At 37.4% G+C, this 12,494-nt stretch carries 13 protein-coding genes; all 13 read left to right on the forward strand.

Features of this window, described 5'->3' with window-relative positions:
- Nucleotides 1-2 precede the first annotated feature (2 nt).
- The 13 genes from BZ25_RS00985 to BZ25_RS10620 all read left to right on the forward strand — a co-directional run bounded on the left by BZ25_RS00985 (nucleotide 3) and on the right by BZ25_RS10620 (nucleotide 12,476).
- Nucleotides 3-1,094 carry a 4Fe-4S binding protein gene (locus tag BZ25_RS00985; RefSeq protein ID WP_121515411.1) on the forward strand — a complete coding sequence of 364 codons (1,092 nt, stop codon included), beginning with the start codon at nucleotides 3-5 and terminating at the stop codon, nucleotides 1,092-1,094.
- Nucleotides 1,095-1,108: 14 nt separating this feature from the next.
- Nucleotides 1,109-2,821 (forward strand): adenine deaminase, encoded by a 1,713-nt coding sequence (ade, locus tag BZ25_RS00990; RefSeq protein ID WP_121515412.1) that lies wholly within the window; start codon nucleotides 1,109-1,111, stop codon nucleotides 2,819-2,821.
- 23 nt (nucleotides 2,822-2,844) lie between these two features.
- Complete coding sequence (locus tag BZ25_RS00995; protein WP_121515413.1) at nucleotides 2,845-4,167, forward strand: NCS2 family permease; 1,323 nt, start codon at nucleotides 2,845-2,847, stop codon at nucleotides 4,165-4,167.
- Between the two features lie 29 nt (nucleotides 4,168-4,196).
- Nucleotides 4,197-4,814 (forward strand): NTP transferase domain-containing protein, encoded by a 618-nt coding sequence (locus tag BZ25_RS01000; protein ID WP_121515414.1) that lies wholly within the window; start codon nucleotides 4,197-4,199, stop codon nucleotides 4,812-4,814.
- A 20-nt stretch (nucleotides 4,815-4,834) separates the two neighbouring features.
- Complete coding sequence (locus BZ25_RS01005) at nucleotides 4,835-5,815, forward strand: ABC transporter substrate-binding protein (protein WP_233546397.1); 981 nt, start codon at nucleotides 4,835-4,837, stop codon at nucleotides 5,813-5,815.
- A gap of 32 nt (nucleotides 5,816-5,847) precedes the next feature.
- Nucleotides 5,848-6,891, forward strand: a complete 1,044-nt coding sequence (locus BZ25_RS01010) for an iron ABC transporter permease (RefSeq protein WP_121515416.1) — start codon at nucleotides 5,848-5,850, stop codon at nucleotides 6,889-6,891.
- On the forward strand, nucleotides 6,888-7,649 hold the full coding sequence (locus BZ25_RS01015) for an ABC transporter ATP-binding protein (RefSeq protein WP_121515417.1): 762 nt from the start codon (nucleotides 6,888-6,890) through the stop codon (nucleotides 7,647-7,649). The genes BZ25_RS01010 and BZ25_RS01015 overlap by 4 nt, the downstream gene beginning before the upstream one ends.
- A gap of 43 nt (nucleotides 7,650-7,692) precedes the next feature.
- Nucleotides 7,693-9,849 (forward strand): glycogen debranching protein GlgX, encoded by a 2,157-nt coding sequence (gene glgX / locus BZ25_RS01020; RefSeq protein ID WP_121515418.1) that lies wholly within the window; start codon nucleotides 7,693-7,695, stop codon nucleotides 9,847-9,849.
- Between the two features lie 60 nt (nucleotides 9,850-9,909).
- Nucleotides 9,910-10,044 carry a formate--tetrahydrofolate ligase gene (locus BZ25_RS10515; RefSeq protein ID WP_147429919.1) on the forward strand — a complete coding sequence of 45 codons (135 nt, stop codon included), beginning with the start codon at nucleotides 9,910-9,912 and terminating at the stop codon, nucleotides 10,042-10,044.
- Nucleotides 10,034-11,152, forward strand: a complete 1,119-nt coding sequence (locus tag BZ25_RS01025) for a YhcG family protein (RefSeq protein WP_121515419.1) — start codon at nucleotides 10,034-10,036, stop codon at nucleotides 11,150-11,152. Before BZ25_RS10515 ends, BZ25_RS01025 begins: the two co-directional genes overlap by 11 nt.
- Nucleotides 11,153-11,217: 65 nt before the next feature.
- Complete coding sequence (locus tag BZ25_RS01030; RefSeq protein ID WP_121515420.1) at nucleotides 11,218-11,712, forward strand: hypothetical protein; 495 nt, start codon at nucleotides 11,218-11,220, stop codon at nucleotides 11,710-11,712.
- Nucleotides 11,702-12,067, forward strand: coding sequence for a hypothetical protein (locus BZ25_RS01035; RefSeq protein ID WP_041534148.1), 366 nt, complete (start codon nucleotides 11,702-11,704; stop codon nucleotides 12,065-12,067). The genes BZ25_RS01030 and BZ25_RS01035 overlap by 11 nt, the downstream gene beginning before the upstream one ends.
- Nucleotides 12,068-12,215: 148 nt before the next feature.
- Nucleotides 12,216-12,476 carry a JAB domain-containing protein gene (locus BZ25_RS10620; RefSeq protein WP_081429298.1) on the forward strand — a complete coding sequence of 87 codons (261 nt, stop codon included), beginning with the start codon at nucleotides 12,216-12,218 and terminating at the stop codon, nucleotides 12,474-12,476.
- Nucleotides 12,477-12,494 lie beyond the last annotated feature (18 nt).

Here is a 12,494-nt window from a genome sequence, read left to right on the forward strand (position 1 = left end):
TTATGTCTGATATATCTGTAGACTTATTAGGAATGTTGTTAAAAACCCCTGTAATGCCTGCTGCTGGGCCTCCCATTAAAGATGGAGAGAGTGCTTACAAAGCCAAAGAGGGAGGAGCTGGAGCAATCGTTACTAAAACGGTCTCAGTGAAAGCTGCAAAAGTTCCAAAGCCAAATATGGCACAGGTAAAAGGAGGTTTTATCAATACCGAACTTTGGTCTGAGTTATCCTTAGAACAATGGATTGAAAAAGAATACCCTAAGGTTGTTGAAACAGGCTTGCCTGTGATAATAGGAGTTGGGTACACCTCTGAAGAGATAAAGGAAGTAATACCAAAAGTAGAACGATTCGCTGATGCCTTTGAACTCTCTACTCATTATCTTGGTAACGATCCAACACCTATGATTAATAGCATAAAAGCTGCAAAAGAAAGTACAGACCTTCCCGTTATGGTAAAACTCAGTCCCCAAGTAGATATTCCTACGTTTGCAAAAGAGGCTGAAAAGGCAGGTGCAGATGGTTTAGTCTTAATAAACTCTTTCGGTCCGACGTTAGATATTGATTTAGAAAGCGGTAAACCATTGTTGGGAAGTGAGAGAGGTTATGGGTGGTTATCAGGTCAAGCAATATTTCCCTTAGCTTTGAGGGCAGTTTTTGAGGCTGTAAGATCGGTTAATATTCCGGTAGTTGGAGTAGGTGGAATCAGTACAGGCAAAGAAGCAATAAAGATGATAATGGCAGGAGCCCAAGCTGTACAAGTCTGTACAGCTGCGATTTTAAATGGACCTCAAATATATAACAAAATTGCCAACGAAATTGAAAAGTATCTGGACGATCATGGTTTCAACTCCCTAGAAGAAATTAGGGGAATAGCTCAAAAAAATACCGTTATCCAGCCAAATTATAAATTGATAGTTCCAGACATAAACGATGAAAAATGCACTGAATGTGGATTATGTGTTAAAAGTTGTGTCTACGATGCAATTCATCTTGTAAAAGATCTCAACAGTGTGAGAATAGATACAAATAAATGCGTTGGTTGTGGATTATGCGTAACAAGATGTAATTTCAATGCTCTGTCCTTATCTTTATAGAAGGGGGTAATACTTTGTCAAACAAAGCTCTATTGCCAATAGCTTTAGGAAAAGAAAAAGCAGATTTAGTATTCAAAAACGGAAAAATAATAGACGTTTTTAACGAACAAGTTATAGAAGATGATTTGGCTATTTCCAATGGCTTAATCATCGGCTTTGGAAAATACGAAGGTAAAGATGAGGTTGACTTAGAAGGCAAATTCATATCTCCTGGTTTTATAGATGCCCATCTACATTTGGAAAGTGCAATGGTCACGATAGAAGAATTCGCTAAAACAGTCATCCCACTAGGGACGTTGACTCTTGTTGCAGATCCACATGAGATAGCAAATGTAGCTGGGGAAGTTGGTATAAAATATTTCTTGACAATTGGGAACAATTTACCTTGGAATTTTAATTTAATGATACCCTCTTGTGTGCCTGTTACTCCTTTCGATAAATCAGGATCGGTACTTAATGCTGAAAAAATAAAAGAATTAATGGCAGAAGGAAGCTTTTTTGGTCTTGGTGAAGTTATGGATTATGAAGGAGTCATAACAGGACAAGATTATATTTGGGATAAGATTGAGCTAATGAAGAATTATTTTATTGATGGTCATGCACCAAAACTGGAAGGAAATTTTTTAAACGCATATCTTTTAGCCGGAATCATGGCTGATCACGAAACCACATCCCCTGATGAAGCATTGGAAAAGGTTTCAAAAGGGATGTACATAATGGTAAGAGAAGGTTCAGTAACGAGGGATCTTCAAAGCTTGTTGCCTGCAATTAACGATAAAAATAACTGTAGCTTTTTATTTGCCACAGATGACAAACATCCTGAAGACCTCCTGTCAGAAGGCCATATAAATTTTATGATTAAAAAGGCTATTAACCTGGGGATGGAACCACTCAGAGCGATAAAACTTGCCACTATAAATGCCGCACGTTCCTTAGGATTACATCGTTTGGGAGGTATTGCTCCAGGATATAAGGCTGATCTTCTGATAATCGACAATTTAGATGATTTGAACGTTTTACAAGTTTACAAAGACGGGCGAAAAGTAGCAGAAAATGGAAAAGCGTTATTCCAGGTTGACTCTAATAACTTTGACAAACCACCTTCAATTTTTCATTCTGTAAATATCGCTCCTATTAAAGAAAGTGATTTCAATATTCCTAAGGGGAAAACCTATCGTGTTATAAACATGATTCATGATCAGATCATCACAGGAGAGGAGTTTTTCTCATTTCCAGAGAGTTTTGAAGAAGAACGATTTATAAGGTATAATATAAATAAAATTGCGGTTGTGGAAAGGCACAAAAGCACTGGAAATGTCGGTTTAGGATTGATAAAGGGTTTTGGATTGGAATCTGGTGCCATAGCGAGCTCCATAGCTCATGACTCTCACAATATTATTGTTATAGGTACAAATTCAAAAGATATGAAGATAGCAGTAGACAAGATAGCAGAAATTCAGGGTGGAATTGTAATTGCTAATAACCAAAATATAGTTGATTTTATAAATTTACCCATCGGAGGGCTTGTTTCTACGGACCCCATTGGAAAAGTTTCCCAAAAGCTTCAAGTACTAAGGAAATTAGCCCGTGATTTAGGGGTCAAAATAAACAGCCCTTTCATGACGTTGGCGTTTATGGGATTACCAGTGGTTCCCAAATTGAAGATAACTTGTGATGGGATATACGACGTTGAAAATCATACTTTTGTATCATTGGTCGTAAATTGATATTTTAAAAGGGGGTTATACTTATGGCAAACACTCAGCAAGAAGGATTTTTTGAAAGGGCTTTCAAGTTAAAAGAGAACGGTACAAACGTTAGAACTGAGGTCTTGGCTGGTATCACAACGTTCATGACGATGGCTTATATCATCTTTGTAAACCCTTCGATCCTCAGCGATGCAGGAATGCCTTTCAACGGGGTCTTCATAGCAACTATAGCGGGGGCAATTTTAGGTACTGTAATGATGGCTTTGCTGACCAATTATCCATTTGCATTGGCTTCAGGAATGGGTTTAAACGCTTTCTTTGCTTATTCAGTCGTAATAGGTATGGGAGTTCCTTGGCAAACCGCTCTCGGAATAGTTTTTTTGGAAGGCATCATCTTTATTATACTTAGTGTTACCCCCGTAAGACAGATGATTGTTAATTCTATTCCTATGAGTCTGAAGACAGGGATAAGTTCTGGGATTGGGTTGTTTATTGCTTTTATAGGTTTGCAAAACGCCGGCATAGTAGTAGCAGATCCCGCAACATTGGTAAGAATGGGAGACTTATTCTCAGGGCCAGCTTTAATAGCGTTATTGGGTCTAATCATCACAGGCATTTTACACGCTTTAAGGATAAAAGGAGCCCTATTGTTAGGAATCATAATAGCTACGATCTTAGGGTTTTTCAACGGAGTTACACCAACACCCCAAGGTGTTGTAGCGTTACCAAGAATGGCTGATTGGTCTCAAGTTTTGTTCCAACTCGATATTAGATCTGCTCTTAATATCGGCATGATAGGTGTTTTGATTTCGTTCTTATTTGTAGATCTATTTGATACAGCAGGTACGTTGGTGGGGGTTAGTCAGCAAGCAGGTTATTTGAAAGAAGACGGTTCTTTACCGAAAGCAGATAAAGCACTCTTAGCTGACGCTATCGCCACCACTGGTGGTGCACTCTTTGGAACCAGTACCGTTACAACATACGTTGAATCTGCTTCAGGCGTATCTGAAGGAGGAAGAACAGGGTTAACAGGTATCGTTGTGGCTATTTTATTCTTCCTTTCTTTATTCTTTCAGCCTATAATAGCTATAGTACCAGGGGCAGCTACCGCCCCAGCATTGATAATCGTCGGGGTAATGATGTTGTCAAATATAAGAAGCATAAAATGGGAGGATTTTACAGAAGTTTTTCCTGCTTTCGTTGCAATGATAGTAATGCCTTTAACTTATTCCATTTCTAATGGAATAGCTTTAGGTTTTATCACCTATCCTTTAATCAAATTATTCACTGGCAAAGGTAAAGAAGTACATTGGTTAGTATACGTTTTGTGTGCGTTATTTATCGTTTACTTTATATGGCTTTAAATCATTTATCTAGGAAGTGACGTTTCGCAATGATATCGGCGGTGGTCTTAGCGGCGGGTGAATCCTTAAGAATGGGGACTCCTAAACAGATTTTACCTTGGGAAAATACAACTGTTTTAGAAAGCATTGTTACCAAACTTATAAAATGCCAATATATAGACAATGAAATAATTGTTGTTTTAGGGGGTAACTATGATAAGATAATTCCAGTTTTTTCGAAGTATGAAGACCACCGTTTGAAAATTGTAAAGAATAATGAATACCAAAAGGGCATGCTAACAAGTGTGTGGAGTGGTTTGAACTCATTATCAAAAAGTTCAGAATACATACTTTTCACACTTGGCGACATGCCTTTAATCAAGATTGAAAGCTTCAACGAACTTATTTACTTTGCAATAAATTCTAAAACAACTATATTGGCACCTATTTATCATGGGAAGAGGGGGCATCCACTGATTGTACACAAAAGCCAGATACCAGATATTTTTCAATTATCAGGACCTGGCGGGTTAAGAACACTTTTAAGTAAACATCCTGAAAGGGTAACTTTGCACGAAGTTAGCGATGAAGGTATTATCATCGATATTGATACAATTGAAGATTACAATATATATCTAAAAAAGCAACAGGGAGATGATAGTAAGTGAAGAGAGGTTCATCCTTTTTTTTGATTTTATTTCTTTTAACTTTCACATACGTATTATTTGCCAACACAATAACGGTTACTGATATGGCTGGAAGGGAGGTAACAATACCCTCTAATATAGAACGTATCGTAACAACTTACAAGCCAGCCACTCAATTTGTATTTGCATTAAACGCCCAAGAAATGCTTGCTGGCGTGGATAATACATCAACAAGAGAAAAATTATTTACTTCAATTTATCCGGAAGTAGAATTGTTAGTAGAAGTGGGTTCAAAAAGAGAAGGGATAAATATTGAAACTGTGGCATCTTTAAATCCCGACTTAGTAATACTATTCCCACATAACCAAGCCGAATTCACTGCTTCCAAATTAGAAACTTTGGGGATATCCACAATTATTATCAATCCTGAAAGTTTAGAAGAAATACGAGAAACGAATAGATTGTTAGGGAAAGTATTGGGATTAGAAGATAGAGCGGAAATTGTAGATAACCAGTTTGACAATATTTTAAAATTGTTGGAAAAGTCTAAAAATTTGCCTGACAATCAGAAAAAAATTGTCTATTTTGCTAATTCTCAGCTATTGGATACAGTAGGAAAAGATATGATGCAAACGGATATGATAGAGTGGGCTGGAGGAATAAATCCAGCAGCACAAACCGACGCGGGGTTCATAAAGATATCACCAGAACAGTTAATAGCTTGGAATCCTGATGTTATAGTTACATCCCAGACATTTCAAGGTGATATAGAGGAGTTGTATAAAGAAGAAAAATATCAAAACGTTAATGCTTTTAAGAACAAACAAATTTACCGGTTCCCTTCAGAGCTTGAACCATGGGATTATCCAAATCCCTCATCTTATTTGGGCATGCTTTGGTTAGCAACAAAAATACATCCCGAACTTTTTTCGGATATCGATTTCAATAAAGTAGCTGACGAGTTTTATTACACTTTGTATGGAGTTTCATACATTGAATTGTTATCTAAAATTGGAAATTAAATCATTAAACTTATTTACATGGAGATATTAATATGCACATTCAAAATAAAAACCAAACTCTAGGTCAACATCAAAAAAGAACACTTCTCTATCTTTTATTAATTCTGTTATTGGTTTTTGTTATTTCACTTTTTGTTGGAAGATACAAAATCTCGATCGTTGAAATTACCAACACTATAAAAAACTTACTCTTACGTAATGATGTTCAAAGTAGTAACGATTGGTTAGTTTTCTTTCATATTCGTTTGCCGAGAATTATATTGGTAATGTTTGTGGGTTCGGTTCTGTCTATAACTGGTGCAACATATCAAAGCGTTTTTAGAAATCCATTAGCCTCTCCATCAATACTTGGCGTATCAGCCGGATCAGCATTTGGAGTAGCTTTGGCTATTTTGATAAATGAAGAGTCTTTAATAGGTACTTACTTATTATCTTTTCTTTTAGGGTTAGTTGCCGTTTTTATTACGTTTTTTATTTCCGTTTGGAGTAAAGTGAAGGGGGTAACCGTACTTGTTTTGGCGGGAATGGCGGTAACCTCTTTCTTCAACGCCTGTGTCTCTTTAGTACAATACTTAGCAGACCCTTATGAAAAGTTACCAAACATAGTATTTTGGTTAATGGGAAGTTTCAACAGGGCAGGTTGGAGAGAAGTATATATTTCATTATTTACAATGCTTCCAGGGATAATAATTCTTCTTATTTTAAGATGGTATTTGAACGTTATGTCTATGGGGGAAGAAGAAGCATTATCCATGGGAATAAATGTTCGAAGAATGAGAATTTTATTGATCATTGTAAGTACCGTTATGGTTGCCCCTACAGTGGCTATAGCTGGTCAAGTAAGCTGGATCGGCTTAGTTACTCCCCATATTGCAAGGTATATAATAGGTGCCAATCATAGGTACATGCTCCCCGCAACGTGCATTTTAGGATCTTTACTTTTGCTTATTATGGACGACATCGCAAGAACTATCACACCTGCCGAAATTCCTATAAGCATTGTTACCGCCTTTATAGGTGCACCTTTTTTTGTCTATCTTTTAGTAAGAAGAAGGGAAAGTGGGTGGAATCAATGATATCTGTAAAAAATATGTCCTTTTCTTACGACACAGTTGGAGATACCATTAAAAATATAAGTTTTAATTTGAACAAAGGAGAATTAATTGCCCTTTTAGGACCCAATGGTTCAGGTAAAACTACTATACTAAAATGTTTAAACGGAACATTGAAACAAAAAACTGGGGAAATATACATAGAAAATTATAGTATCAAAGATCTAAGTTATAAAGAAATAGCAAAGCTCATAAGTGTAGTTCCTCAAGAACGCTCTGCCGTATTTTCATACCTTGTGATAGATATAGTAGCTATGGGAATAACTCCTTATCTTTCCTTTGGAAGGATGCCTACAAAAAAAGACTACATGGAAGCATACACAAAGTTAGAATTTTTCAATATTCAAGACCTTGCTGAAAAAAATTATAACCAATTGAGTGGTGGAGAAAAACAGTTGGTTCTGATTGCAAGAGCCCTGATGCAAGATACAGATTACTTAATTATGGATGAACCCACGTCCCACTTGGATTTTAAGAATCAACATCTATTGATGAAAGAATTAAAAAAATTGAGTGAAAACGGGAAGGGTGTCATTACAGCTCTTCACGATCCGAATTTAGCTTTAAGATTCTGTGATAGAATAATAATGGTGAAAAATGGTGAAGTAATTTTTAGTGGTGAAAACACCAAAGTTATGAACCCACAAAATCTGCAAATCTTGTACGATACACCAGTTTCAATGAACAAGGTAGAAGATGTAAGTATAATTTACATCAACTAACGAAATGTTATGATAATTTTTTATATTCTTAGAAGGTGACGTTATGGAAGAAACGAAAATTAATGAAAAACTAAAATTTAAGGTCAGCAAAGGATTTCCCGTCTTAGGTGCCAGGATAGAAAAAACTGGAGTTAATTTTGGTGTCTTCACTAGAAACGGAACATCGGTTACTTTGGAGATATATGAAAATTACTATGATGAAGAACCAATTTTCAAATACGTTCTTGATAAAAAAGGAAATAGAACCGGTGACATTTGGCATGTTTTTGTTGAACAAGCAAAAGTTGGGATGTCTTACGGTTGGCGTATAGAAGGCCCCTATAAGCCTGAGGAGGGATTTAGGTTCAACAAAAACAAATTACTCTTAGACCCCTATGCCAAAGTTATTGGAGGAACTTTGGATTTTTCGGATGAATCTATTTTTGGTTATGATAAAAACGATTCAAAAAAAGACCTTCGTTGTTCTACTTTAGATTCGGCAAGATCTCAAGTTAAGTCTTTTATTTGGGATAGTCGTGAATATAATTGGAAAAGTGATGAGCATCCACGTTATACACTAAACGACATAATTATTTATGAAATGCATATCAGGTTGTACACAATAAATCCAAATTCTAATGTAGAACATCGAGGAACTTACAAGGGAATCGCGGAAAAAATAAATTATTTAAAAGATTTAGGAGTAAACGCCGTTGAACTCATGCCAATATTCGCTTTTCCTTTGAACGATACCCCCAACGTTAATCCTATCACTGGTGAAAAATTAAAAAATGTATGGGGTTATAATCCGGTAAACTTTTTTGCTGTGACAAGCAATTACAGATACGGCGTAAAAATTGGTGAGGAGATAACCCAGTTTCAAGATTTAGTTTTCGAATTACACAAAAATGGAATAGAAGTAATATTGGACGTTGTTTTTAATCACACAGCAGAAGGAAATGAATTGGGACCAACTCTCAACTTTAGAGGATTGGAAAATTCGGTTTATTATCTATTGAAGAAAGATAACCTAAGATATTATGAAAATTTTTCAGGAACAGGAAACACTATTAATTCTAGTCATTATGTGGTAAAACAAATGATTTTAGATAGCTTGAGGTATTGGGTTTCCGAGATGCATGTGGATGGTTTCAGATTCGATCTAGCTTCTATCTTGGGAAGAGATTCAAAGGGAAATTGGATTGGCGATCTGTCTCTCTTAAAAGACATTGCCGATGATCCAATCTTGGCAGGAACTAAACTCATAGCGGAAGGTTGGGATGCTGCTGGAGGATACTACGTCGGTGATTTTCCTACTGGTTGGGCAGAATGGAACGGAAAGTTCAGAGACACGGTAAGAAGATTTGCGAAAGGGGATAATGGAGTAGTTTCGGATTTAGCAACAAGAATAGCTGGAAGCCCAGACCTTTTTGAAAAAAGAGGTAGAAAGCCTTATCATAGTGTCAATTTTATTACTTCACACGATGGATTTACCATGTGGGATTTAGTCTCCTACAATAACAAGCACAATGAAGCCAATGGGGAAAATAACCGTGATGGAACCAACGCGAATTATAGTTTCAATTACGGGGTTGAAGGGGACAGTAACGACGAAAATATAGTAAAACTTAGAAAACAACAAATTAAAAATTTCATAACAATATTAATGGTATCACAAGGGTTACCCATGATTTTAATGGGTGATGAATTTTGTAGAACTCAATTTGGCAACAACAACGCTTACTGTCAGGATAACCACATTTCATGGGTGGACTGGAGTAGAAAAGCGAAATTCAATGACATTTTTAATTTTACAAAAAATATGATCCATTTTAGAAAAGTTCATTGTGCACTTAGAAGAGACAGATTTTTTACGGGAAGAGATCTAAGTGGTGATGGCATAGCAGACATAACTTGGCATGGAGTCAAACCATTCAAACCTGATTTTGGATATTATTCTCACAGCCTAGCGTTCATGATAAGTGGCGATGACTATATTCAAGGATGTAAAGAAAAAGATAGTGATATATACGTAGCCTTAAATGCTTTCATAAAGGATTTACAATTTGAAATTCCAAAATTACCGAACGGGAAAAAATGGTATAGGGTAGTAGATACCTCTCAAGAATCCCCCCAAGATTTTCTTTTAGAACCTTCTATAATTCAAGATAATCGCTACACAGTAAATTCAAGAAGCTCAATAGTTTTAATTTCAAAATAATTAGATACTTGATTGCCGTCGATGGCACGAGGATCAAGGTGACCAACCGGAACTTAAGAGATGGAGGACGACGGTGAACCTTTCGAGGAGAAGATAGAACGGTTGTCAACACAACTTGCAGAGCAGTTCGAGAAGTCAGAAGAATTAAAGAAACAGATAAAAGCAAATCTGGAGGGGTTGGGATATGGATTCTGATATTATAAAACGAGCTGAGTATACAGAATTCCTCAATGAAATAAAAGAGCGCATCCGAATTGCCCAGACTAAAGCGATTTTGAGCGTAAACAGGGAATTAATTTATCTTTACTGGAACATCGGCAAAAGTATAGTTGAGAAACAAGAGGATATGGGCTGGGGCAAAAGTGTGGTGGAGCAGTTGGCTAAAGATCTACGGCGAGAGTTCCCAGATGTAAAGGGCTTCTCTTCAAGGAATATCTGGCGGATGCGTGCGTTCTATTTGGCTTTTACCGAAGATGTTATAAAACTCTCACAGGCTGTGCCAGAAAGTTCATCTAAGGACCTCGCACAACTTGTGCTGGGTCTCGATGGTGTAAATCTGCCACAAGCTGTGGCAGAAATTCCCTGGGGACATAATGTGGTTTTGCTGGAAAAGATAAAGGACATTCAAGAACGTCTATGGTATGCCGAGCAGACCAAGATAAACGGATGGAGCCGCAATATATTGGTTCATCAGATAGAAAGTGACCTTTATGGAAGGCAGGCAACCGCAGTTAAAACAACCAATTTCCCGGAGTCGCTCCCGTCTCCGCAATCTGAACTGGTAGAACAGGCAATCAAAGACCCATATATTTTTGATTTTATCACTATTGAAAAGGATGCAAGGGAGCGAGACCTTGAAAGGGCGTTGATAGAAAAGATAAAAGATTTCCTTCTTGAACTGGGTATGGGGTTTGCATTTATGGGAAGCCAGTATCATCTCGAAGTAGAAGACAAGGACTACTACATTGACCTATTGTTCTACCATCACAGGCTGAGATGTCTTGTAGCTATTGATTTAAAGATAAGCGAGTTCATACCTGAGTATGCTGGAAAGATGAACTTCTATCTCTCAGCGCTGGATGATACAATGAAGCATCCAGATGACCAGCCCTCTGTAGGCATCATCCTGTGCAAGAGTAAGAGCGGACCTGTTGCTGAATATTCTCTGAGAGATATGAGCAAACCCATCGGTGTTGCAGAATACAAACTTACACCTAAACTGCCCCGAAACCTAAGAGGAAAACTGCCGACCCCAAAGCAACTGACAGAGGTACTGGAAGATGAGAAGACAAAGGATGGATGAGATGGGAAGTGATATGAAAGAAGAATTGAGGAAACAGATAAAAACGAATCTGGAGGTGCTGGGGTATGGGTTCTGAGAAGAGATTGAACATGATGCTCTCTCAGCCAGAGGGTCAGTTTATAGAGTTTATGAAGGAGATGATGTTGTCCAGCGGACTACCCGAGCCCCAGTATGAATTCACCTCATTCTTCACCGTTATATTCGTGAGAAGGCCACAAGTTACCCCACAAGTTACCCCACAAGTTGTAACAGAACTTACAGATAGTGAAATGCTCTTGAAACGTGCTTATGATGGAGTAAATGAGGGAGTAGGTGATGGAGTAAATGAGGGAGTAAAATTGAGATTATCAAAAGAGTTGATCGAAATCCACGCACGGAAATCTATCACCCGCAGAGATATAGAAAAGCTCTTTAATGTATCAACAGCCACTGCTGAAAGAGATATAGCAATGCTAAAAGATGTAAATCTTATAAGGTTCGAGGGCGCACCCAAAACAGGAAAATATGTTCTGACAGAGAAGGGAAAGAAGATGATAGAGGAGGCGGGGTATGGGTTCTGAGCAAGAATTTAATGAAACAGAAATTGGAAAGATTCCAGAAAAGTGGGATTTTAAAGGACTTCAGGAGGTTAGGCAGATAAATATGGGGCAATCTCCTAAATCAGAAACTTATAGCGAAGTTGGAAATGGGCTGCCTTTTTATCAGGGAAGGAGAGACTTCGGTAGAAAATATCCTACAGTTAGTGTTTATTGCACTGATCCAAAGAAAATTGCCATTAAAGGGGATGTCCTTTTAACTGTGAGGGCTCCTGTAGGCGAAATAAACGAAGCAATCGAAGACTGTTGTATTGGTTTAGGGGAGTCTCGGCTCTTAGATTGGATAATGGTAACAATGAATTTCTGTATTTTCTTATGAAATATTATGAACGCAAATGGAAGAGTCTTGAAACTGGAACGGTATTTGGTGCAACAAAAAATCGCCTCTATCCTTGGTGCTCTAGACGACAAAATCCACATGCCCCCGAAACAGCAGTAGTGATTACCAAGGAGGAAGTTGTAGATATATTTGGCTTTACCGAGAAGGCACGACCAGAAATTTCTATATACATCCGAGAGAAGTTTTTGCAGACGTAATTACAGATCGAGCAGCATCCGTAATTCTTGTCCACAATCATCCATCTAGGGTCTTAGAACCCAGTAATCAAGATATTTTTATGACAAAGCAACTTGTTGAGGCCGTATCAATTTCGGGTATTAAAGTATTGGACCATTTAATCATATCGAAAAGGGGACATTTGAGCATGAAAGATAGAGGTTTATTATGAACTTTCATTTCTTGATTT

Origin of the sequence: Petrotoga sp. Shatin.DS.tank11.9.2.9.3 (genome assembly GCF_003665005.1) — a bacterium.
In the GTDB taxonomy this organism is placed as follows: domain Bacteria; phylum Thermotogota; class Thermotogae; order Petrotogales; family Petrotogaceae; genus Petrotoga; species Petrotoga mobilis.

What these genes read in the sequence shown, in the direction of transcription:
- BZ25_RS00985 (WP_121515411.1), top strand. Translation starts at nt 3, where the DNA reads ATGTCTGATATATCTGTAGACTTATTAGGAATGTTGTTAAAAACCCCT.
- BZ25_RS00995 (WP_121515413.1), top strand. Translation starts at nt 2,845, where the DNA reads ATGGCAAACACTCAGCAAGAAGGATTTTTTGAAAGGGCTTTCAAGTTA.
- BZ25_RS01000 (WP_121515414.1), top strand. Translation starts at nt 4,197, where the DNA reads ATGATATCGGCGGTGGTCTTAGCGGCGGGTGAATCCTTAAGAATGGGG.
- BZ25_RS01010 (WP_121515416.1), top strand. Translation starts at nt 5,848, where the DNA reads ATGCACATTCAAAATAAAAACCAAACTCTAGGTCAACATCAAAAAAGA.
- BZ25_RS01015 (WP_121515417.1), top strand. Translation starts at nt 6,888, where the DNA reads ATGATATCTGTAAAAAATATGTCCTTTTCTTACGACACAGTTGGAGAT.
- glgX (WP_121515418.1), top strand. Translation starts at nt 7,693, where the DNA reads ATGGAAGAAACGAAAATTAATGAAAAACTAAAATTTAAGGTCAGCAAA.
- BZ25_RS10515 (WP_147429919.1), top strand. Translation starts at nt 9,910, where the DNA reads ATGGAGGACGACGGTGAACCTTTCGAGGAGAAGATAGAACGGTTGTCA.
- BZ25_RS01025 (WP_121515419.1), top strand. Translation starts at nt 10,034, where the DNA reads ATGGATTCTGATATTATAAAACGAGCTGAGTATACAGAATTCCTCAAT.
- BZ25_RS01030 (WP_121515420.1), top strand. Translation starts at nt 11,218, where the DNA reads ATGGGTTCTGAGAAGAGATTGAACATGATGCTCTCTCAGCCAGAGGGT.
- BZ25_RS01035 (WP_041534148.1), top strand. Translation starts at nt 11,702, where the DNA reads ATGGGTTCTGAGCAAGAATTTAATGAAACAGAAATTGGAAAGATTCCA.